Origin of the sequence: Paenibacillus sp. FSL R5-0887, from assembly GCF_038002305.1 — a bacterium.
GTDB lineage: Bacteria > Bacillota > Bacilli > Paenibacillales > Paenibacillaceae > Paenibacillus_AQ > Paenibacillus_AQ odorifer.
On record NZ_JBBOCE010000002.1, the window covers coordinates 1,985,933 to 2,007,046 of the forward strand.

Here is a 21,114-nt window from a genome sequence, read left to right on the forward strand (position 1 = left end):
CATCCTTAATCGCTATTCCGTTCCCTTATTGGGCGCGGGTATCTCCACACAGTATACCACATGTGACTGCGAGAATCTCAAGTTGAGAAAGACTCTACCACTCTGCTTACAACATCTTTTTTGACAAAAAATAAAAAAGACGGGGAATTAAATTCCCGCGTCTCTAAATAGCTTATCGATTGAACCACCCTCAAGGATGATGTGCGTAGCCTGGGCAAGCATCGGTGCAACAGATAATACTGTAAACCGACTTGAATGGTCATCAGGTAGTGCAATAGAATCTGTCGTAACCACTTCCTGAATAGAAGGATGGTCAAGCCGCTGTAGCGCGGGCCCTGAGAATAATCCGTGCGTCGCGCAGACAATACTGTCCTTCGCACCTCTCTCCTTTAGGCCTTCTACCACATTCACAATGGTCGTCCCAGTATCGATCAGATCCTCAATAATGATAGGTGTCCGTCCCTCGACATCACCAATGACATGAGTGATTACCGATTCATTATGGGCTGGGCGCTTCTTGATCATAATGGCAAAAGGTGAATCCAGCTTATTCGCCAGCTTCTCGGCCATAGACGCACGCCCTGCATCCGGGGAAACAATGACCAGATCAGACATTGCCTTGGCTTTCAAATGGCTGCTGATCAAATCGAGTGCAGTCAGATGATCGACCGGAATGTTGAAAAAGCCTTGAATCGCCGCTGCGTGCAAATCGATGGTGATTACGCGGGTTGCTCCAGCGGTCGTCAGCACATCAGCCACCATCTTAGCCGAGATCGGCTCACGAGGTGCGGACTTCCGCTCCTGCCGAGCATATCCATAATACGGCACAATAATGTTCACTGTACGAGCTGAAGCCCGTTTGGCAGCATCTATCATCACCAGCAGCTCCACGAACATCTCATTAATGGGATGCGAAAGGGATTGCACCAAAAATACGTCGCAGTTCCGGATGCTTTCTTCGTAATGCACGTAAATCTCGCCGCTCATGAAGCGGGTCAGCTTTATCTGCCCCAATTCAACACCAAGTCGCTCCGCAATATCAGCCGCTAACTTTGGATTCGACGAACCGGAAAAAATACGTAATTGTTGATGATGCATAATACCCTCCTGCGGATTATAAATTATTATAGTTTGAACTGAACAGTGGTACGGCGGCGTCCCTCAAATACAGCCAGCTCACGAAAACCAGTCTGCCAAAGCATACTACGCGCCTCTTGCAGCCCGTCCCCCAGCTTGGCAGGATCATGTGCATCGGAGCCTAATGTCAGCGGTATGCCGAGCTTTAGGGCCTCCTGTAGCAGATGCTCGGCCGGGAACATCTCAGCGCAAGGCTTCGTAAGTCCGGATGCATTCAGCTCCATGGCGATTCCGCTATCCGCTATAACCTTTAAGGTCTCTAGCTCCAGCGCCCTTACCTCAGCCGTGCCCTCCGGTGTTTGTGGGCCATAACCGAACCGTTTAATAACATCCATATGTCCTATAATATCATATAATCCCGATAACGCCGACTTCTTTACCGCATCGTAATAAAGACGATATACCTGTAGCGCATCTTTGCCTTCCCAACCATGAACCTGGCGGTGATCCGTAATATCCCACTCCCCAAGAAAATGTACAGAACCTATAAGATAATCCCATGGATACGGCGACAAAATCTCGCGAATTTGCTCTTCATAGCCTTCGATATAATCGGCTTCCAGCCCCACCCGCAGATCTATGACTCCACGGTAACGCTCCTTTAGGGTTAGACATTCCTCCACATAACGAGGCAGCTCAGCCATTGGCATAGCCATTTCAGGATAATAGCTGGCGGGATCTACGTGGATGAGCGGCAAGTGGTCGGATAATCCCAGCTGCTGAAGTCCAAGCTCTATCCCGCGCTGTACATACTCCTCAAGCTTACCCACGGCATGGCCACAGCGTTCATGATGCGTGTGGTAATCAATATGCATCACTCAGTCCTCCCTTAGTACTGATCCCGGCGTGGGCGTTCGTGACGGGTACTCAACTCTTCCATAATCTCATCCAGTGGAAGCTTGCGCTCTTGCAGCAATACCAACAGATGATAGATCAGATCACTAACCTCAAGACGCAGCTCGGCGTTATCTTTATTTTTGGCGGCAATTATGGTCTCGGAAGCTTCCTCGCCTACCTTTTTGAGGATCTTATCCACGCCTTTATCAAACAGATAAGTGGTATACGCGCCTTCCGGGCGTTCCACTTCCCGTTCAGCAATCACACGCTCCAGCTCACCAAGAACAGCAAAACGCTCACCATCCGTCAGACTAGACACTGATTTCGAAGCATCCGTTGTTGGGTTATTCAAAGGAATCTCACGGAAAAAGCATGACGTAGCTCCAGTATGGCAAGCTGGTCCTTCAGGCACAACCTTCACGAGTAGTGTGTCGCTATCACAATCATAGGATATGGAGGTAATAGCTTGTGTGTTGCCTGAGGTTCCGCCTTTATGCCAAAGTTCGCTGCGCGAGCGGCTCCAAAACCAAGTCTGGCCACTCTCCAGTGAGAGCTGTAACGATTCGGAGTTCATATAAGCAACCATCAGTACCTCTAAACTGCTAGCATCCTGAACAACGGCAGGCACCAGACCCGCTTCATTCCAGCGAATGCCTGCCAGAGCTTCTTTTTGGCTTAATGTGGTATTGTTTTGTGTTTCGCTCATCGGATTTCTACCCCTTTTTGCTTCAAATCTGCCTTTAAATCATTAATTGCAATCTCTTTATAGTGAAAAATGGTCGCCGCAAGTCCCGCATCGGCTTTCCCTTCCGTAAATACATCGTAAAAATGCTCCTTCTTCCCAGCGCCGCCAGAAGCAATCACAGGAATACTGAGCAAATCGCATACTGCCGAGGTTAGCTTCAGGTCGAAGCCGTCTTTTGTGCCATCTGCATCCATGCTAGTGAGCAAAATCTCGCCTGCGCCCAGCTTCTCAGCTTCTTTAGCCCAAGCCAGAGCACGGATGCCGGTGGGCTTACGCCCACCATGAGTGTACACTTCCCATTCCCCAAAAGCCTCATTATATTTAGCATCTATCGCTACTACAATACACTGGGAGCCAAATCGGCGAGCACCGTCCAAAATTAACTGAGGATTAGTGATGGCTGCCGTATTAATGCCGATTTTATCTGCGCCTGCACGAAGAATCCTTTTCATATCATCAGTTGTAGAGATCCCTCCACCCACTGTAAAAGGAATGGCAATCTCACCAGCGGTCTGCCGCACAACCTCGATCATCGTTGCTCTACCTTCTACGGAAGCCGATATATCGAGAAACACAAGCTCGTCTGCGCCCTCACGGTCATACAGCGCCGCTAGCTCTACCGGATCTCCAGCATCACGCAGATTCACAAAGTTAACGCCTTTGACTACCCGTCCATCCTTAACGTCAAGACAGGGGATGATACGTTTTGCTAACATTATGAAATCCCCCTTTCTTTAAAAAGCGTTTCAAGCACCTAAAGTGTGTCGGTACCCCTAAAGCCCTTTTAGCCCAGGGGGAGCCCAAGGGCCCCTGCCCCCTCTGGAAACCTTGATTGTTGGCATGGCGGATCATAGCCCATCCGGCTGAACCATAGCCCACACTACTGAACATGTGCTATGATCGCTAACCCCTTCGTGGCCGCTTTCTAGATCCATAACACCCTCATGTTCCGCGGTTTTGGCCCTTATGTGGTCGGAAGGGCTCACGCCACCTGCAAGCCCACGAGTATTTAATTGCACAACGTGCAGTTATTTTATCAGCCTTTTTGCAAGCTACTCTTTTAACTGCATTTCGTACAACTAAATCTGGGGATGAGCTTATAAATCAACTCATCTCTGAGTTATAGCTGCACGAAATACAACTAAATTAGCTAATCAGCTCTAAATGTGAAAAATAGCTGTATAAAGTACACTTAAATCATCATCCGAGGAAAAATACCCTTCCCGCCGCCTCATTACGCCTATTGTAGCAGATTGTGCAGCGGGTTTTAGCTAGCGGGTAACCTCCATCTTCACAGGTATTAAAATTTCACCGGATCCCTCGTTGAAACAGCGCCCAATTCGTTACGCCATTCGTAATGAGATTTTTACAAAGTGCAAACACATTAGCTAGTTGGGTTTGTTGCTTTATTGGTCCGCTGGTTTGTTTTAGCTCTTTTGTTGCTTTGTTATTAAGCCCTTTTGCTGGTTTGCTGGTTTGCTGGTTTGCTGGTTTGCTGGTTTGTTCGTTTAACTTTTGCTAGTTTGCTTCTCTGGGCGTTCATTTAATTATCATTAGTTACTCATTTACTGTTACGTCTATTTCTTTAACCCACTGCTCATTTACTAGTTCATCTATTGTCTTTTTGTTCATTCGCTCGTTTATTAATTAGTTTGGTGATGTAGTGATTTGTGTTCACTACGTTACTGTTAAGTCTATTTCTTTAACCCACTGTTGGTTCTTTCTGTTTCATTAATCCACTATTCCTTGGCTAGCTCATGTCGTCTTTTTGTTCATCCGCTCATCAATTAGCGCGCTCGCCCAACGCTATTTCTGCCCAAGCGCTCGCAAAGCTCCAGAAAGATCAATATTGCCCGTATATAACGCCTTGCCAACAATAGCTCCGCCTACACCGCTGCCGCTGTGCACGTTCAGACGCAACAGATCATCAAGACTGGTGACTCCGCCGGACGCGATCACAGTTTTACCGCTGGCCTGCGCCATGGACAGGATACCGTCCACGTTCGGTCCCTGCATCATCCCGTCGCGGGAGATGTCGGTGTAAATGAATGTCTCGGCTCCTTTTGCCGCCAATTCCTTGGCAAGAGCTTCAGCACGTACTTCAGAGGTGTTCAGCCAGCCGTGTGTCGCAACATAACCGTTGCGCGCATCAATGCCGATCGCGACTTTATCGCCGTATTTTGCCAATACCTCTTCGGTAAAAGCATGATCATTAATCGCAGCAGTACCGATAATAACGCGGCTAACGCCAAGTCCGAGCAATTTCTCTACGTCCGCAAGATTGCGAAGACCGCCACCCACCTGCACAGGAACGTTAGCATTAGCAGCAATAGCACCGATAATCGCATCGTTCACAGGATGACCCGCTTTCGCACCATCTAAGTCCACCAAATGAATGAACTTTCCACCTTGCTCTTCCCATGATTTTGCCACCTTTAGTGGACTATCATTGTATATCGTTTCCTGATTGTAATCCCCCTGCTGCAGCCTGACGCATTTTCCATCCCGGATATCAATCGCCGGATATACAATAAAAGAAGACATTTGGCGCTCCCCACTTTCGTTCCATTATATTTATAGCGTGACTTACGCCCGCTCTCTCTTAATCTTCAAAAAATTACCCAACAGCTTGATTCCCAGCTCTCCGCTTTTTTCCGGATGGAACTGCATACCGAACACATTATCTTGCCCGACAATAGCCGTGACTGGGTAACCATAATCCGTGACAGCCAGCAGATCACTCTCTTTTGCTACAAGCGCGTGATAAGAGTGGACAAAATACACATGCCCCTCCTCAAGGCCAACAAAAAGCGGATTCTCCGGCTGTCTAAAGCTAAGCTTGTTCCACCCCATATGCGGCACCTTATAGCCATCTCTAGGAGCGAACCGCACCACTGAACCCGAGAGAATATCTAACCCCTCATGGCTGCCATGCTCTTCACCGGTGCTAAACAACAGCTGCATACCAAGACAGATCCCAAGCAGAGGCTGCTCTCCAGCGGCTACCTGTTTGACGACAAGATCCAAACCATTCTCCCGCAGATGCCCCATCGCATCGCCAAATGCACCGACACCTGGCAGAATGACACTATCAGCAGCGAGAATTTGCTCGGCATCACCCGTCACTACACACTCATAACCGAGACGTTCTACCGCCTTACTCACACTGTGCAGGTTGCCCATGCCATAATCGACGATTGCAACAGTCATCCTACAGCACTCCCTTCGTAGAAGGCACACCCTTCACACGGGGATCAATCAATGTTGCCTCATCCAGCGCCCGTCCAAGCGCTTTGAATACAGCCTCAATCATGTGGTGTGTGTTAGAACCGTAGTGTACGATAACATGTAACGTAATCCGTGCTTCGAGCGCGAACTTCCACAGGAACTCCTGAACAAGCTCCGTCGAAAAGCTGCCCACCTGCTGTGAAGGATAGGTTGCACGATATTCAAAGTGCGGGCGATTGCTGATATCGATCACAACCTGCGCCAACGCCTCATCCATCGGTACAAAAACACTCGCATAACGTTTGATTCCTTTTTTATCACCCAGTGCTTCGTGCAGTGCCTGCCCTAGGCAGATCCCAATGTCTTCAACCGTGTGGTGGTCATCAATCTCGATGTCTCCACGCGCCTGTACAGACAGGTCAAATTGTCCGTGCTTCGTGAACAGATCCAACATATGATTCAGAAAAGGAACATCCGTCTCCAGCTCTGAAACTCCACTTCCATCTACGTTAAGAGACAACTTTATATCCGTCTCGTTTGTTTTACGGCTTAATCCAGCTTGGCGCAGGGCCTGTTCGTTATTGTTCTCCATATCCGTCTCCACCTTTTCCTTCGTTCTTGAGTCGAATCTCAATGGCTCGTGCGTGGCCTTCTAAGCCTTCGCGACGTGCCAGCTCTATAATGGTCTTCCCATCACGCAAGAGTGCTTCCTTACTGTAATAGATCAGACTTGATTTTTTAATAAAATCATCCACATCCACTGGTGACGAGAAACGTGCGGTCCCATTGGTTGGGATAATATGATTTGGCCCGGCAAAATAATCACCCACGGGCTCGGAGCTATACGCTCCCAGGAAGATGGCTCCAGCATTCTCAATGCTGCCTACGAGGCCCATAGGATCTTCGACAACAATCTCCAGATGCTCTGGTGCCAGTCTATTCACTACGGAGATCCCTTCCTCCATAGATTCCACAACAATGATCGCGCCGTAATTCTCTACCGAAGAACGGGCGATCGCCTGACGCGGCAGCTCTTGCAGCTGACGCTCCACTTCGGCCGCCACGTTATCCGCCAGGCTCTGCGATGGCGTGACCAGAATCGCCGAGGCCATCTCGTCATGCTCGGCCTGCGAGAGCAGATCCGCTGCGACATAAGCCGGCTCAGCGGTCTCATCTGCCAGCACGACAATTTCGCTTGGACCCGCGATACTGTCGATATCCACGGCGCCATATACCTCGCGTTTAGCCAGCGCAACGTATATGTTGCCGGGCCCACATATTTTATCTACCGGCGCTATGCTCTCCGTACCAAAAGCCAAAGCAGCTACCGCCTGTGCTCCGCCCACACGGTAGATTTCATTCACACCTGCTTCTGCGGCAGCAACCAGGATATAAGGGTCAATCCCTTCCTTGCCGCCGGTGGATGGCGGAGTCACCATGACGATCTCCGGCACACCCGCGATCTGTGCTGGGATCACGTTCATCAGCACCGAGGAGGGATAAGCTGCTTTGCCACCAGGTACATATACCCCTACCCGCTTCAGCGGACGAATAATCTGCCCCAGAATCGTGCCATCCGGCTGCAAATCCATCCATGAATTCCGTTTCTGTCTGGCATGGAACGCCCGGATATTGGCTGCAGCTGCTTGAATAGCAGATACGAAAGATTGCTCTACTCGGCCATACGCTGCCTGAAGCTCTTCCGGCGTTACCCGCAGTTGATTCGGCGTAAGTGCAACCCGGTCAAATTGCTCCGTATAGCGAAGAAGCGCTGTGTCTCCTTCTTTTTTAATGGCGGCCACAATTTCCTTTACCGCCTGATTTTGCTCTGGCGTACCATACTCCACTTCCCGCTCTAGCTTAAAGTCCTTGCTCGACACAACCTTCATCGCTGGTTCCTCCCTTTACCCCTAACATCTGTTGCCACCTACCGCAAATTAGGTTGCCCTATAACTGCCTGTAGTCGGTCACACAGTTGCTGTATCTCTTCATTTTTCATCCGATAGCTCACACGATTTGCCACCAGGCGGCTTGTAATTTCGAATATACTCTTCATTTCGATTAATCCGTTGTCCCGCAGCGTTTGCCCGGTCTCTACCATATCCACAATACGATCGGCCAGACCAATCAGTGGTGCAAGCTCGATGGATCCATTTAGCTTCACTACCTCGACCTGTTGGCCCTGCTCCCTAAAATACCTTGAAGCTACATTCGGATATTTCGTCGCTACACGCTGCTGAATTCCCGGCTGCCAGTTCGGCAATCCGATGATCGACATCCGGCAGCGGGCAATGCCAAGATCAAGCAGCTCGTATACATCACGATCTTCCTCCAGCAAAACATCCTTGCCCACGATCCCAATATCCGCCACGCCATATTCTACATATGTAGGTACATCTACTGGTTTCGCCAATATAAACTCCATCCCTGCCTCAGGCAGCGGAATAACAAGCTTGCGTGATGCCTCACCGTCCGGTGGAATCGGAAGACCTGCCTGGCGGAACAGCTCAGCAGCCTTTTCGTAAATCCGGCCTTTTGGCATAGCCACCTTCAATATCTGTGCCATTGTTAAGTTGCCTCCTTTTCCATCTCCATGCAAAATTTATGTTAATCGCTTTTTGTACTAACGATATCCTCAGCCATGCTCACTTACAAAAGATACGAATGTATAGATCTCACCGTACCGTACACCCTCTGCTTCAACCGTGTCCGTATCCAAACGCTTCACCGTTTCAAGCTCTTCTGGACCTGCAGCAAGTCTAGTAACGACTGCATGACCCTCTGACCGCAGGCGTGTTGCCTCTTCCAAGCCTTCTTTTCTGCGAATCGCATCATATTGGATCAAAATAGGCAGCTCTTCCTCTTCGACCACTCCAGTTACACCATCCAGGATGCGATTCGTTTTTAAGGAAAATCCTGTGGATGGGATCGGACGCCCAAACTGTTGCAGCAGATTGTCGTATCTACCACCACTGCATACCGGAAATCCTAACTCCGCTGCATAACCTTCAAAAGTCATGCCTGTATAATAGGAAAAGTCCCCGATCATCGTCAGATCAATCAGTACATGCTGTGATACGCCGTAAGAGACCAGCACCTCCCACACCTTGCACAAATGATCAATCGAATGACGCGCGAGCGGATGATTGCTCAGCTCTAGCGCCTGTCCACAAATCTCCTTGCCTCCGCGCAGACGCAGCAGCCCATCCAGTTCGTTCTTCTGCGCTTCTGTAAGATCCAGCCGCTGTAAAGTCTCCCGGAAAGAAACATAGTCACGGCCCAGCAAATGACTTTTCAGCTCCTCTTGAGCCTCGGGCAGTTCAGGAAGTACCTCTTGAAATAACCCATTCAGAAAGCCTACATGCCCCATAGCGATCTTAAAAGACTTCACACCCGCGGCTTGCAGCGAAGAAATAGCAAGCGCCACTACCTCCGCATCGGCCTCAGGTGAATCATCACCTACCAGCTCTACACCTGTCTGGAAGAACTCCGCTTCCCGCCCCGCTTCTTCCTCAATGGCACGGAATACATTCGCGTGATATGACAGACGCAATGGCAGTGGCTCATCCTTCAATAGAGAGGCAACAACACGGGCAACCGGGGCAGTCATTTCTGATCGAAGCACCAAAGCCTGACCACGATTGTTAAGTAATTTATAGAGCTTCTGGTCCGACGTAGAGCTAGCCACGCCAACTGTATCGTAATATTCCAACGTTGGAGTCATCATTTGCTGATATCCCCAGCGACTCATGCAATGCAGTACATCATTCTCAATTTTGCGCAATTTCGTTACGGCCCGGGGCAGATAGTCCCGAACGCCAGACGGCTTCTCAAATCCCTTTGGTTTGGACATCTTCATTGTTCACCTCGTCAGTTATCATTAGATACTGTTTATGTTTACTTTACTATGGTAAAGTGGTAGCAAATTAAAGTATTTTCAATATCGTATCATGTTCACTGCTTTTTCGTCAATCAAACCCTTAGTCGAGCGTTTGGCATTTTCTTTATTTTTGCCTCCCCGCTTATCGAATACTATAATGAGCTAATACGATTGTACTTCATAATTTTGTAATTGGTGTTCTAAAAATATACTTTCACCTAGAAAGAAGGGCTAACGCTTGACTAAATCCTATATGATTGGCGTTGATATTGGTACTACAAGTACAAAGGCAGTTCTCTTCGAGGAGAATGGAGCCATAGTTGCACAAGCGAATATGGGTTATCCCTTGCATCAACCCTCCCCTTCTATAGCGGAGCAGGACCCAGAGCAAATCCTACGTGCAGTCTTTCATACCCTCTCTAATGTCATGCGGCAAAGCGCCGTAACTCCAGATAAGATCCTATTCGTCTCCTTCAGTTCAGCCATGCACAGTGTCATTGCAATTGATCAGCTGGGTAAACCACTTACTGCCTGCATCACTTGGGCTGACAACCGTAGTGCCGGATCTGCACTTCGCCTGAAGAACGAGTTCAACGGACATGAGTTGTATTTGCGCACAGGAACGCCTATTCATCCTATGTCACCGATTACCAAGCTAATGTGGCTTCGGGAAGAGCAGCCTCAGTTGTTTCAACAAACCTATAAATTCATTTCTATAAAAGAATACATATTCGCTCGGCTGTTCGGCGAATACATCATCGATCATTCCATTGCCTCTTCTACAGGCATGCTCAACCTTGAACTTTTGGAGTGGGATAAAGAGGCCCTGGAGATAGCCCATATTTCACCAGATCAACTCTCACGGCTTGTTCCCACCACAGAGATCATGCAAGGCCTGCTTCCCGGTCTAGCAGAGGAGCTGTTACTGCTCCCGACTACACCTTTTGTCGTAGGAGCCAGTGATGGCGTCTTGTCCAACCTTGGCGTAGGCGCGATTAAACCCGGTGTAGTGGCCGCAACGATTGGAACAAGCGGAGCGATTCGCACCGTAGTGGATCACCCGCTTACCGACCCTAAAGGACGGACCTTCTGTTATAACTTAACCCCAAAACATTGGGTGATCGGAGGGCCCGTTAATAACGGCGGTATGCTGTTCCGCTGGGTACGGGATGAGTTCGCTGCTTCTGAAGTCGAAACCGCCAAACGTCTTGGCATTGACCCTTACGAGGTTCTAACGCGCATCGCGGAACAAGTTCCGGCAGGTAGCGGTGGTCTTCTATTCCATCCTTACTTAACTGGTGAACGGGCACCGCTGTGGAATCCTGATGCTCGTGGCTCCTTCTTCGGCCTTTCGATGAATCACCATAAGGAGCATATGATTCGCTCGGTACTAGAAGGCGTAATCTTCAATATGTATATGGTTCTGCTGGCTATGGAAGAGCAAATCGGGCGTCCTAGCAAAATTCTGGCTACAGGCGGCTTCGCCCGTTCCTCAGTCTGGCGGCAGATGATGTCTGATATTTTTGATCAAGAGGTCATCATTCCGGAGAGTATTGAAAGCTCCTGCCTCGGAGCAGTAGTGCTTGGTCTTTACGCAACGGGCCGCGTGGACTCCTTCGATGTTGTATTCGACATGATCGGTTCAACTTACCAGCATGATCCGATTGATGAACATACCAAAGTGTACAAGCAGCTGCTGCCGATTTATATTTCCGTCTACCGTAGTCTGGAAAGCCAGTATCAAGCTATTGCGGAGTTTCAGCGGGAACAAGCTGGAGAATAGACAAAAAATAAAAGCGCCGGTCAACCCGCATATACGGGAGACCGGCGCTTTTATATTACCTAGCAGTAGACTATGCGCTTATGGAGCCTGTTTTTGCTTTCTTTTGTGCGCCTGATCCGAAAATAATCCAAGACGCAGGCACATACCGGAAGACGAGAGCCACTGCCAGCCATGAAACCAGCAGCGCAACAAGCCATCCTCCTACAATCGCTGCGATGTACGCAAGAGAACCCCCGTGAAACGGTAATTTTCTATAGAAATACAGCAGCATAGGGTGCAATAAATAAATCCCGAAGGAGCATGCTCCTACGGATACCAAAAGTCTTGTCAGCAAGCTACGACCCACTCCATAGAGCAAGAAGGAGATTTGCAACAGCACCACACAAGAGAGCAGCGCATGTAGATTAGAGAAACCCTCATACCATAAGCTGTTGATGACAGTTTTTTTCGTGTAATTATTAAACCATAGGTCAACATGAACAACCCCTGCTACAATCCATAACAACCACAACGTAATCCAAACCGGACCTTTACCGGCGCGCCAGCCTTCACGTGAAGGCACTAACCATTTTTTCAAAGAAGAGTAATACACTGCAATCCCAGCACCCAGCAGGAAATACGAGAAATAAGTGATCGCCAGACTCCCCTTGGATAACTGCCAATACCCGTGATTGGTCATGTATTTATTCAGCAACACAAAACCCCACTGTAGTAATAACCCGATCAGCGGCGCCCAAGCCGCCAGATGACGAACCTTTTGCAAACACCACAAAATGAGCGGAAATAACACGTAAAACTGAATAATGATAATAATATAATACAGATGCGTATATGCCGTTCCTGTCCATAAATACTTCCATAGCTTAGAAGCCATCTCCCCCGGAGGTAAGCCCCAAGTATTCCCGGCATTCATTTTTAACGCAAAATACAGCAGTGAAAATACTACATAAGGCACAATAATATAAAGCAGCCTTCTAGTGTAGAACTTTCCTAGCGTTTTGCCACCCAGCGGACGGTCAATATAGTTATAGAAGAGCACGAACCCACTCAAAAATATGAATGAAGGTACGGCGAACTGGCTGAATTTATTAATAAATAAGAACGGATGAAACATGTTTGTACCTAGTGTCTCCGCCAACGTTCGTGAAGTAGCATGAATAGCCAGCACTGCAAAAATAGCAATCGCCCGAAAAATATCCAGCTGCGGAATTCTTTCTTTTTGTCTCATAATCTTTCCTCCTGTTAAGCTCCGCATCGAAGTGATGCCTTTTTAATCAAATATTATGAAGGCTACTTCCCCACGTTTAAGCGTGTGCGTGTATCAGACCTTCTTCTAACGCTATTTCTCCTGCTGCACGAACCCCTTTGCCCGTTCCTCAGGGATATAACCTGACTTTTCCTGCGGACTGGATTCCAAAGAGCGAGGCACGCTTCCAAAAATAATCCATGAACCCAGAACTCGCCGGAAAGCAAACTGCACAATAAGCCAGCTCCCTCCCAGTGCGACCACAAGCCCTCCGTAGATGAACAAAACATATGTTAGCGACTCTAGGGGAATCTGATATCGGAACCTGCGATATACCGCCAGCAATAGCGGATGAATCAAATATATCGCAAATGAGAGTTCACCCAAACGTGTTAAAAAAGCAACAATCCCGCGAGAGGCCTTACGATAGATCAGGAATGTAGCATACAACAGAACCAATGCTGATAACATCGTATGGACATTCCATAATAGCTCGTACCACAGCGAATCCGTCCACACCCCAAAATGGCGGGCCACATACCATAGCTGCACATGGATAAAGGCTGCAATTAACCACCCGCTCACTAACAGGGCAGTCCATCCTTTTTGCCTGGCAGTTAGCTCCCTCCATGGCTTCATCAGCCAAGTCTTCACCTTCTCAAAGTGAATTGCGATATAAGCACCCATCATATAATAAGCCAGATAAGAGATCGCCAGGCTCCCTTTTTCAACAATGTGCAGTTCGTATTTATTCCAGAAAATAAACCCCCACTGAAGTGCCAATCCGAGCGGAACCGCCCATTTAATTAAAAAGCGGGAACTCTGGAGTAGCTTAAGCAGTACTGGAAAAAGCAAATAAAACTGAATGCTGATAAATACAAAATACAAATGCGCATATGCGGAACCTGAGAATAACGCTCTAATAAAGCTGTACAGGTTGCCACCGAGGTTCTGGGTCAATCGTCCGTTCACAATATAAGGTTAGTGCGTAATAGCCCATAGAGGCTAGCAGATAAGGTAATAAAATATACTTTAATCGACGACGGTAGAAATTAATAATCAAGCTGCGTGTCACAGGACGCCCATAATAATTATAAAACAATACAAAGCTGCTCAGAAAAATAAATGAGGGCGTACCGAATTTAAAGAAAATGTTGATCCAATTCAGCCAGTAATAATAAGGGGAATGCAGTGCCTGCTCTCCAGCGGCAAAAGATGAGGAATGCACATGCAATACGCCTAAGATCGCTAATGCTCTGAAAATATCCAGCTGGGGCAGCCTTTCCTGTCTCGCAGTGTTCATATTATATTCCTCTTCTCTACTATGATGGTTGTTCATAGAGACGCTAAGCGGAATGTGGAAACTGAAAATACCAGGAAGCCTGCACCTGCTGATTTTACATTCTGATATTTGAAGCTGAATGCCTAGCGTGGGATTCGCCTTATCCTTATCACTAACGCTAATTATATCGAATGTATCTGTTCTAAAAACTTAAGAAGAACTTAAAGTTTCCTTAATAATCTTCTCTAAGACGCAAGAAACCCTGCAGAACCTGCGCTAAAAAAACGCAATATGTAACTGCAGGGTTAAAAAAGCATCGTTTACACTTGTTCCGCATGTTCTTCCGTTGAAGAGGGGCGCAGCTCTCGCAGAGGATTGCCTCCGACAAAAGAGCCAGCCGCCACATTTTTGTGCACCACGGAGCCAGCAGCTATAACTGCCCAATCTCCAATGGTTACACCGGGAAGAATCGTTGTATTCGCGCCGATCAATACATTTTCACCGATCACCACTTCGCCCAGACGATATTCCTTGATCAGATACTCATGCGCCAGAATCGTCGTGTTATAACCAATAATAGAATTCTCACCTACCGTTATTTTCTCCGGAAAAAACACATCCACCATTGCCATAAGACCAAAAGCTGTGTGTTTACCAACCTTCATCCCCAGCATCCGTCGATAGATCCAATTCTTTAACGGTAGAATCGGACAATAGCGGGCAATCTGAATAAAAATAAAGTTGCGGACACCCTTCCAAGGGCTGACCGTACGGTAAATATACCAAAGTGAGTTATGACCTTCTACTGGATAACGGGTTACGTTTCTCACGATTCATTCGTTCCTCGCTCCATAATTTCTATAATATCCTTCATGTTATGGATGATAAAGTCCGGATCATACTTGCGGAGCGTATCCTCGCCCTTCAAAGACCAAGATACTCCAGCAGCGTATACACCGGCAGCTTTGGCTGATTGAATATCAACTGCACTGTCACCTATCATTAAGGTTTTGCGAGGATCAACACCAAGGTTGTGGACCGCTGTCAGTACGGGCTCCGGATGTGGCTTTGGTTCAGTAACATCGTTCACAGTCACAATCGTATCCATGTACTTAAGTAAATCGAACCTTTCCAGGGTCTTGATCGTTGTTGGACGGATCTTAGTAGTTACAATCCCAAGTTTGATCCCACGACGCGAGAGCTCCTCAATGGTCTCCTTTACAAGCGGAAAGGAACGCACTAACTCATCATGATGCTCATTATTATAAGAACGATAGGACTTTTCTAACGTACCATTTACATCCTCTAGTCCAGAGAATACTCTCATCTGTTGCTGAAGGGTTGTTCCCATATGCGGAATTATCTCTTCTCTGGTCAGTGGAGCCAGACCATTGTCCTTCAGCGCGTACATAAATGAACTAATGATTAGCTCATTCGTATCGACAATCGTTCCATCCAGATCAAAAAGAACGCATTCTATCATAAGTTTTACTGCTCCTTCTTATCTCCATCCGCTGGCTGTCCTTGCTCAGGTTGTGTTCCTTGACGAGTTTTCTGCGGTGTATTTACTGCGCTTTCTGGCACTACAGTATCTGCTTGGATCGGTTTAGTACATACGATAGGGTCAGAATAATGTGCTTTAGGCTCTCCGGTTACTCTGCGAATAACGATCAGCAATATAGCTGCCACAATAATAAGTAGAGAAAGCAGCTGAGAAATACGAATATTACCATAGGCAGGATCCAGATATCCTTGTTCAAAACCTAACCATTCCATCGGACTCCATAAGCCGTTTATAAACGAAGCCAGTCCTGCACTTCCGTTAAAAGCTAAACTGTCAGTACGCACAGCCTCGATGAAGAACCGACCGATGGAATACCATATAAAGTAAGACATGAAGATTTCTCCAGCACGTACAAACTTCTGACGACGGAGAACCATCAATAACGCAATCCCTAGTAAGCTCCAAAGAGATTCATACAGGAAGGTCGGATGATGAAAAGCATCTCCTATGTACATTTGATTAACGATGAAGTCAGGTAAATGCAGTTTATCCCGTAAAAAAGATTCCTCAACTACGCTGCCGTATGCCTCTTGGTTGACAAAGTTTCCCCAGCGGCCAATCATTTGACCCGCCAGTAGTCCAGGTGCACAAATATCAACAATACGCCAGAAAGGGTAACCCTTATAACGGAAATAAATAATTCCGCAAATAATCGCTCCTATTAATGCGCCGTAAATGGCGATGCCGCCATTCCAGATCTTAAAGACGTCTATCAGATTATGCTTATAATCGTCCCATTTAAAAGCTACAAAATAAATCCGTGCCCCTATAATTGCCGAGGGTACACCCAGTAGCAGCATATCCATAAAGAATTCTTGCGGGATTCCGAACCGTTTGCCCTCGCGGATCGCAAGAAATAATCCCGCGAGTGCACCGACCCCTAGTATTAACCCGTACCAGTGTACAGGCAGTGATCCAATTGAGAATACAATAGGATCTATTGCTAATGGGAACATTGTCTCACACTCCTAATCGAGATCGTCCATATCCTCAGATATGGTCGCAGTTAACTTATTCGTAAACTGCAGGGCTGCATTAAAGCCCATTTGCTTCAGGCGATAGTTCATCGCAGCAACCTCAATAATAACGGCAAGGTTACGTCCTGGACGTACAGGAATGGTTACAAGTGGAACATCGGTATCAATAATCCGCGTTGTTTCCTCATCAAGTCCAAGCCGGTCATACTGCTTGTCTTGCTGCCAAGCCTCTAATCTAACGACAAGTGTAATCCGTTTATGATTACGGATAGCACCCGCACCAAAAAGTGTCATTACGTTAATGATACCTACTCCGCGAATTTCCAACAAGTGACGGATCAACTCAGGGGCTGTACCATGCAGCTGGTTATCTGAAGTCTGGCGGATTTCCACGGCATCATCAGCGATCAGTCTATGTCCACGTTTTACAAGTTCAAGGGCTGTCTCACTCTTACCAATACCACTACTACCAGTAATCAGCATACCTACACCATATACATCACAGAGTACACCATGAATCGTTGCTGTAGGGGCTAATCTCCCTTCTAAGAAGCTCGTCAAACGGCTGGAGAAAATAGTCGTAGCCATCGAGCTACGAAGCACAGGAAGTCCCTTTTCATTACTTATATCAATTAACTCCTGTGGCACATCCAAACTACGGGTAATTACGATACAAGGGGTATTGTCATTACAGATTCCACGAAGCCTACTTTTACGTTCAGCTTCAGGCAGCATGGAGAAGAATGCGAGTTCTGTCTTACCTAATAATTGAACACGTTCTTCCGGATAATATTCGAAATAACCAGCAATCTCTAGTCCAGGGCGATTCAGGTCATCGACCGTAATAGGTCGTTTTAGACCTTCCTGGCCGGAAATAACCTCTAATTGAAAATGTTGTACCAATTCAGATACTTTTACTTTCTTAGCCATGTAAATTCGTCCTTTCGTCACCTGCGGTATATGTCCGCTTACTGCGTCCGGTTGACAGCGATCTCATTACAATTCCGGAGGTAATTCTCCTGCTATCTTAATTGATAACGCTTGTGAATGCAATCTTAACGCCTATCCATTACGACCCTAATTAAACAATAAAGCCACCCTTTCGGGTGGCTTTATCAAGAGAGAAAAGATCCTGCGATCTTATCCCAACAGAATGTTAACTTCGGATTCTTTATCGAAGAAGTGAACTTTGTTCATATCGATAGCCAATTTTGGCTTGCTGCCTTCGCGAGTAGTGGAACGTCCATCTACACGAGCGATTACAGTAGATTTACCAAGGCCGCTCAAGTAAAGGAGCATTTCGTGACCAAGGTTTTCAGTTACATCAACCAATGAAGTAAAGATTGTGTTCGGGGAAGCTTCCAAGAATACTGGCTCTTCATGGATATCTTCTGGACGAACGCCCATAATTACTTCTTTGCCAATGTAGCCTTTGCTGCGGATGATTTGAGCTTTTCCGCCTGGTACTTCAACATCAAGGTTCTCAGCGCGGAAACGGATAGAACCGTTTGCTTCGGACAAAGTACCATTGATAAAGTTCATTGTAGGGGATCCGATAAATCCAGCTACGAACAGGTTAGTTGGTTCATTGTACAACTCTTCAGGGGAAGCAGCTTGTTGAATGATACCATCATACATAACTACGATACGGTCACCCATTGTCATAGCTTCTGTTTGGTCATGCGTTACGTAGATACAAGTGGTTTCAAGGCGTTTAACCAGTTTAGTGATTTCAGCGCGCATTTGACCACGAAGTTTAGCATCCAAGTTGGAAAGAGGCTCATCCATCAAGAAGACTTGTGGATCACGTACGATAGCGCGTCCCAAAGCGACACGTTGGCGTTGACCACCGGAAAGTGCTTTTGGTTTACGATCTAGCAAATGCTCGATATCGAGAATTCTAGCAGCTTCACGTACTTTCTTGTCGATTTCATCTTTTTTCACTTTACGAAGTTTCAAACCGAAAGCCATGTTTTGGTATACGCTCATATGCGGATACAGGGCGTAGGATTGGAATACCATCGCGATATCGCGGTCTTTAGGTGCAACGTCGTTGACTACACGATCGCCAATGTACATTTTACCTTCGGAGATTTCTTCCAGACCAGCGATCATACGCAAAGTTGTGGATTTACCGCAACCGGATGGTCCAACCAATACTAGAAATTCCTTATCTTTAATATCAAGATTGATATCCATTACTGTTGCTTTATCTGAACCCGGGTATTTTTTGAAAATATGCTCTAAACGTACGCCTGCCATTGTATTTCCCCCTCGAGTTAATTATTGATTAATTGAAAAATTCTTTTTTCCTTGTACATTTATATTACCCTAGACGGGACACGGTGGCTATTTGCAACGTTCACAAAAAACCTATTTCCTTTTCGTCACTTTATACAAAAGCATAGTAAGCTTCACAATAGCAGCGTCCCCAAAGCTACGCACATCGGCACCCGTCTCCTGTTTTATCTTGTCCAGACGGTATAAAAGCGTGTTGCGATGAATATATAACTTCTTGGCTGTTTCACTTACATTACAATCCATCTCAAAAAACGTCTCCAGGGTCATCAGCATCTCTTTATCCGATAATACGGAAGAATAGTCGCCAATCTGTCCAAGTAACTGTTTACGCCGTGCATCAGGAATGCTGTTAACCAAACGTTCCAAATGCAGCTCCCAAGGTAAATGAATATATTCACCCACTTGGAAAATACGTCCGAGTACAATAGTCTCCCTCAGCAAGGCCACGGATCCCGTCAATCCCTTAACAGGAACGATAGCCGGAGCTACAGCCAAATGGAATACACCTACCCATTCGCTAGCTATCAGTTCGTGCAAGCCCATACTGGTCTGAGCCAGAATTTCATCTACACTCTCTTCTTCCTCATCCTTATCATCTCCGCCCGTGAGTAGTTCCTTCCGGGCCAATATTAACCATTCTTTTTCTTGAAGAGGTATAAGCAGAATTTCATTCTCAAAATAGCTGCGCAGCAGCTTCATTAAGGAACGATAAGTGATCTGCGGGCTATGTGCATTCTCACTGCTAAGTAGGAATGGAACCATATCTCCGAATAAACGTCCCTTTAGAGCCATCTCATCGGGTATCTCAGAGTCATTTTTCTCTTGCTCCAGTTCGGTGTTCAACCAGGTACCCAGCTGCCGAGCCTCCGCTTCCCCTTCTTCTCTAACCCCAGTAGCTTTTAGTGCAATTGCAAAGTTTCGAACTGCATAATTCACTAATTGTATTTCCAAAGAGTTAAGTCCATCCAATTCCACCCAGACAGCGGTTACACGTCCATCAGTCTCATATAATGGTGCCCAAAGATGACCTTCATGGATTACCGGCTGTTCTTGTGCTTCCAATCCCAGGCTAAAAAGAGAAGCTGAATGTTGCCTCCCTAACTGCTTGATTCCGGTTTTCTTTCCGGTGAGCTGCTCTAACTTTTTTCGCAATGTTTCGCTATCCATAGTCACCATACTCCACCACTTTTGCTCTTTTCGCCTATTTTAGCATATTCTCTAATATTATGTTAATCACTACAGCAGCGCGCTACTATAATACGACATAAAAACACAAAAAAAGCCACCACCCTAAGGTGATGACTTTCTGTTTGGGATGAGCCATGAAGGACTCGAACCTTCGACACCCTGATTAAAAGTCAGGTGCTCTACCAACTGAGCTAATGGCTCATAAATGGTGGGGGATGATGGATTCGAACCACCGAACACGTACGTGAGCAGATTTACAGTCTGATGCGTTTGGCCACTTCGCTAATCCCCCAAAAAAGGTGGCTCGGGACGGAATCGAACCGCCGACACGAGGATTTTCAGTCCTCTGCTCTACCGACTGAGCTACCGAGCCATAAGATTACATGACAATTAAGCGGAAAAGTCTTACACTTCCCACTCATTTTGTGGAAAAAATGGCGGAACCGACGGGATTCGAACCCGCGGTCTCCTGCGTGACAGGCAGGCATGTTAGGCCAACTACACCACGGTTCCGCATTAATTAAAAATGGTGCCGGCGAGAGGACTTGAACCCCCAACCTACTGATTACAAGTCAGTTGCTCTACCAGTTGAGCTACACCGGCACGGTGTAAAAGCAATTCTAAAAGATGAAAATGGTGGAGGCTGAGGGGATCGAACCCCCGACCCTCTGCTTGTAAGGCAGATGCTCTCCCAGCTGAGCTAAGCCTCCAGGTATTATGGTAGCGGCGAAGGGGATCGAACCCCCGACCTCACGGGTATGAACCGTACGCTCTAGCCAGCTGAGCTACACCGCCACAATAATTAGTATTGCTATGGATTGAAAATGGCGGAGAGAGTGGGATTCGAACCCACGCACCGCTTACGCAGTCTAACCCCTTAGCAGAGGGTCCCCTTATAGCCACTTGGGTATCTCTCCAAACGATATCAGTACCACAGCAATCCAAA

At 47.0% G+C, this 21,114-nt stretch carries 20 protein-coding genes and 8 tRNA genes; 1 reads left to right on the top strand and 27 read right to left on the bottom strand.

Annotation, left to right across the window (positions count from 1 at the left end):
- Window positions 1-147: 147 nt before the first annotated feature.
- From MKY14_RS26585 to MKY14_RS26630, 10 genes are all read right to left on the bottom strand, one after another.
- Window positions 148-1,098: a ribose-phosphate diphosphokinase gene (locus MKY14_RS26585; protein ID WP_036687083.1), complete on the bottom strand. Its 951-nt coding sequence runs from the start codon at window positions 1,096-1,098 to the stop codon at window positions 148-150.
- Between the two features lie 26 nt (window positions 1,099-1,124).
- Window positions 1,125-1,952 (bottom strand): histidinol-phosphatase HisJ, encoded by an 828-nt coding sequence (gene hisJ / locus MKY14_RS26590; protein WP_248549206.1) that lies wholly within the window; start codon window positions 1,950-1,952, stop codon window positions 1,125-1,127.
- A 14-nt stretch (window positions 1,953-1,966) separates the two neighbouring features.
- Window positions 1,967-2,680 (bottom strand): bifunctional phosphoribosyl-AMP cyclohydrolase/phosphoribosyl-ATP diphosphatase HisIE, encoded by a 714-nt coding sequence (gene hisIE, locus MKY14_RS26595; protein WP_076220888.1) that lies wholly within the window; start codon window positions 2,678-2,680, stop codon window positions 1,967-1,969.
- Window positions 2,677-3,435, bottom strand: coding sequence for an imidazole glycerol phosphate synthase subunit HisF (hisF, locus tag MKY14_RS26600; protein WP_036687077.1), 759 nt, complete (start codon window positions 3,433-3,435; stop codon window positions 2,677-2,679). The genes hisIE and hisF overlap by 4 nt, the downstream gene beginning before the upstream one ends.
- 1,090 nt (window positions 3,436-4,525) lie before the next feature.
- Window positions 4,526-5,263 (bottom strand): 1-(5-phosphoribosyl)-5-[(5-phosphoribosylamino)methylideneamino]imidazole-4-carboxamide isomerase, encoded by a 738-nt coding sequence (gene hisA / locus MKY14_RS26605; RefSeq protein WP_076126839.1) that lies wholly within the window; start codon window positions 5,261-5,263, stop codon window positions 4,526-4,528.
- Window positions 5,264-5,305: 42 nt separating this feature from the next.
- Window positions 5,306-5,929, bottom strand: coding sequence for an imidazole glycerol phosphate synthase subunit HisH (gene hisH / locus MKY14_RS26610; RefSeq protein WP_076126837.1), 624 nt, complete (start codon window positions 5,927-5,929; stop codon window positions 5,306-5,308).
- Between the two features lies 1 nt (window position 5,930).
- Window positions 5,931-6,539: an imidazoleglycerol-phosphate dehydratase HisB gene (gene hisB, locus MKY14_RS26615; RefSeq protein WP_036687073.1), complete on the bottom strand. Its 609-nt coding sequence runs from the start codon at window positions 6,537-6,539 to the stop codon at window positions 5,931-5,933.
- Entirely contained in the window at window positions 6,526-7,836 is a 1,311-nt protein-coding gene (gene hisD, locus MKY14_RS26620) for a histidinol dehydrogenase (RefSeq protein ID WP_076126836.1), read from the bottom strand. Before hisD ends, hisB begins: the two co-directional genes overlap by 14 nt.
- A 38-nt stretch (window positions 7,837-7,874) precedes the next feature.
- Window positions 7,875-8,513, bottom strand: a complete 639-nt coding sequence (gene hisG, locus MKY14_RS26625) for an ATP phosphoribosyltransferase (protein ID WP_036687062.1) — start codon at window positions 8,511-8,513, stop codon at window positions 7,875-7,877.
- 69 nt (window positions 8,514-8,582) lie between these two features.
- The gene (locus MKY14_RS26630; protein WP_076282658.1) at window positions 8,583-9,800 is read right to left on the bottom strand and encodes an ATP phosphoribosyltransferase regulatory subunit; all 1,218 of its coding nucleotides are present in this window, start codon (window positions 9,798-9,800) and stop codon (window positions 8,583-8,585) included.
- Window positions 9,801-10,080: 280 nt separating this feature from the next.
- Here MKY14_RS26630 and gntK point away from each other — a divergent pair, with 280 nt between their 5' ends.
- Window positions 10,081-11,610 carry a gluconokinase gene (gntK, locus tag MKY14_RS26635; protein ID WP_076186889.1) on the top strand — a complete coding sequence of 510 codons (1,530 nt, stop codon included), beginning with the start codon at window positions 10,081-10,083 and terminating at the stop codon, window positions 11,608-11,610.
- Between the two features lie 70 nt (window positions 11,611-11,680).
- Here gntK and MKY14_RS26640 read toward each other — a convergent pair whose 3' ends face one another.
- The 17 genes from MKY14_RS26640 to MKY14_RS26720 all read right to left on the bottom strand — a co-directional run bounded on the left by MKY14_RS26640 (window position 11,681) and on the right by MKY14_RS26720 (window position 21,085).
- Window positions 11,681-12,838 carry an acyltransferase gene (locus MKY14_RS26640; protein WP_340977729.1) on the bottom strand — a complete coding sequence of 386 codons (1,158 nt, stop codon included), beginning with the start codon at window positions 12,836-12,838 and terminating at the stop codon, window positions 11,681-11,683.
- Between the two features lie 111 nt (window positions 12,839-12,949).
- Window positions 12,950-13,828 carry an acyltransferase family protein gene (locus tag MKY14_RS26645; RefSeq protein WP_340977730.1) on the bottom strand — a complete coding sequence of 293 codons (879 nt, stop codon included), beginning with the start codon at window positions 13,826-13,828 and terminating at the stop codon, window positions 12,950-12,952.
- The gene (locus MKY14_RS26650) at window positions 13,776-14,159 is read right to left on the bottom strand and encodes an acyltransferase family protein (RefSeq protein ID WP_340977732.1); all 384 of its coding nucleotides are present in this window, start codon (window positions 14,157-14,159) and stop codon (window positions 13,776-13,778) included. Before MKY14_RS26650 ends, MKY14_RS26645 begins: the two co-directional genes overlap by 53 nt.
- 299 nt (window positions 14,160-14,458) lie before the next feature.
- Window positions 14,459-14,968 (bottom strand): acyltransferase, encoded by a 510-nt coding sequence (locus tag MKY14_RS26655; RefSeq protein ID WP_170914218.1) that lies wholly within the window; start codon window positions 14,966-14,968, stop codon window positions 14,459-14,461.
- Window positions 14,965-15,621, bottom strand: a complete 657-nt coding sequence (gene ppaX, locus MKY14_RS26660) for a pyrophosphatase PpaX (RefSeq protein WP_076126829.1) — start codon at window positions 15,619-15,621, stop codon at window positions 14,965-14,967. The genes MKY14_RS26655 and ppaX overlap by 4 nt, the downstream gene beginning before the upstream one ends.
- Before the next feature lie 5 nt (window positions 15,622-15,626).
- A complete protein-coding gene (gene lgt / locus MKY14_RS26665; protein WP_076126827.1) occupies window positions 15,627-16,658 on the bottom strand; it encodes a prolipoprotein diacylglyceryl transferase in 1,032 nt (343 codons plus the stop codon).
- A 12-nt stretch (window positions 16,659-16,670) separates the two neighbouring features.
- Complete coding sequence (hprK, locus tag MKY14_RS26670; RefSeq protein ID WP_036687047.1) at window positions 16,671-17,609, bottom strand: HPr(Ser) kinase/phosphatase; 939 nt, start codon at window positions 17,607-17,609, stop codon at window positions 16,671-16,673.
- 210 nt (window positions 17,610-17,819) lie between these two features.
- Window positions 17,820-18,941, bottom strand: coding sequence for an ABC transporter ATP-binding protein (locus MKY14_RS26675; protein ID WP_076126826.1), 1,122 nt, complete (start codon window positions 18,939-18,941; stop codon window positions 17,820-17,822).
- 111 nt (window positions 18,942-19,052) lie between these two features.
- Window positions 19,053-20,147 carry a PucR family transcriptional regulator gene (locus tag MKY14_RS26680; protein WP_036687042.1) on the bottom strand — a complete coding sequence of 365 codons (1,095 nt, stop codon included), beginning with the start codon at window positions 20,145-20,147 and terminating at the stop codon, window positions 19,053-19,055.
- Window positions 20,148-20,296: 149 nt separating this feature from the next.
- A tRNA-Lys gene (locus MKY14_RS26685) sits at window positions 20,297-20,369 on the bottom strand.
- Window positions 20,370-20,374: 5 nt separating this feature from the next.
- Window positions 20,375-20,460, bottom strand: a tRNA-Tyr gene (locus MKY14_RS26690).
- A gap of 8 nt (window positions 20,461-20,468) precedes the next feature.
- Window positions 20,469-20,541, bottom strand: a tRNA-Phe gene (locus MKY14_RS26695).
- A 62-nt stretch (window positions 20,542-20,603) separates the two neighbouring features.
- Window positions 20,604-20,681: transfer RNA gene (locus MKY14_RS26700), tRNA-Asp, on the bottom strand.
- 14 nt (window positions 20,682-20,695) lie between these two features.
- Window positions 20,696-20,771, bottom strand: a tRNA-Thr gene (locus tag MKY14_RS26705).
- Window positions 20,772-20,802: 31 nt separating this feature from the next.
- Window positions 20,803-20,878: transfer RNA gene (locus tag MKY14_RS26710), tRNA-Val, on the bottom strand.
- Between the two features lie 8 nt (window positions 20,879-20,886).
- Window positions 20,887-20,963, bottom strand: a tRNA-Met gene (locus tag MKY14_RS26715).
- Window positions 20,964-20,993: 30 nt separating this feature from the next.
- Window positions 20,994-21,085, bottom strand: a tRNA-Ser gene (locus tag MKY14_RS26720).
- Between the last annotated feature and the right edge of the window lie 29 nt (window positions 21,086-21,114).

What these genes read in the sequence shown, in the direction of transcription:
- MKY14_RS26585 (WP_036687083.1), bottom strand. Translation starts at nt 1,098, where the DNA reads ATGCATCATCAACAATTACGTATTTTTTCCGGTTCGTCGAATCCAAAG.
- hisJ (WP_248549206.1), bottom strand. Translation starts at nt 1,952, where the DNA reads ATGCATATTGATTACCACACGCATCATGAACGCTGTGGCCATGCCGTG.
- hisIE (WP_076220888.1), bottom strand. Translation starts at nt 2,680, where the DNA reads ATGAGCGAAACACAAAACAATACCACATTAAGCCAAAAAGAAGCTCTG.
- hisF (WP_036687077.1), bottom strand. Translation starts at nt 3,435, where the DNA reads ATGTTAGCAAAACGTATCATCCCCTGTCTTGACGTTAAGGATGGACGG.
- hisA (WP_076126839.1), bottom strand. Translation starts at nt 5,263, where the DNA reads ATGTCTTCTTTTATTGTATATCCGGCGATTGATATCCGGGATGGAAAA.
- hisH (WP_076126837.1), bottom strand. Translation starts at nt 5,929, where the DNA reads ATGACTGTTGCAATCGTCGATTATGGCATGGGCAACCTGCACAGTGTG.
- hisB (WP_036687073.1), bottom strand. Translation starts at nt 6,539, where the DNA reads ATGGAGAACAATAACGAACAGGCCCTGCGCCAAGCTGGATTAAGCCGT.
- hisD (WP_076126836.1), bottom strand. Translation starts at nt 7,836, where the DNA reads ATGAAGGTTGTGTCGAGCAAGGACTTTAAGCTAGAGCGGGAAGTGGAG.
- hisG (WP_036687062.1), bottom strand. Translation starts at nt 8,513, where the DNA reads ATGGCACAGATATTGAAGGTGGCTATGCCAAAAGGCCGGATTTACGAA.
- MKY14_RS26630 (WP_076282658.1), bottom strand. Translation starts at nt 9,800, where the DNA reads ATGTCCAAACCAAAGGGATTTGAGAAGCCGTCTGGCGTTCGGGACTAT.
- gntK (WP_076186889.1), top strand. Translation starts at nt 10,081, where the DNA reads ATGATTGGCGTTGATATTGGTACTACAAGTACAAAGGCAGTTCTCTTC.
- MKY14_RS26640 (WP_340977729.1), bottom strand. Translation starts at nt 12,838, where the DNA reads ATGAGACAAAAAGAAAGAATTCCGCAGCTGGATATTTTTCGGGCGATT.
- MKY14_RS26650 (WP_340977732.1), bottom strand. Translation starts at nt 14,159, where the DNA reads ATGAACACTGCGAGACAGGAAAGGCTGCCCCAGCTGGATATTTTCAGA.
- ppaX (WP_076126829.1), bottom strand. Translation starts at nt 15,621, where the DNA reads ATGATAGAATGCGTTCTTTTTGATCTGGATGGAACGATTGTCGATACG.
- lgt (WP_076126827.1), bottom strand. Translation starts at nt 16,658, where the DNA reads ATGTTCCCATTAGCAATAGATCCTATTGTATTCTCAATTGGATCACTG.
- hprK (WP_036687047.1), bottom strand. Translation starts at nt 17,609, where the DNA reads ATGGCTAAGAAAGTAAAAGTATCTGAATTGGTACAACATTTTCAATTA.
- MKY14_RS26675 (WP_076126826.1), bottom strand. Translation starts at nt 18,941, where the DNA reads ATGGCAGGCGTACGTTTAGAGCATATTTTCAAAAAATACCCGGGTTCA.
- MKY14_RS26680 (WP_036687042.1), bottom strand. Translation starts at nt 20,147, where the DNA reads ATGGATAGCGAAACATTGCGAAAAAAGTTAGAGCAGCTCACCGGAAAG.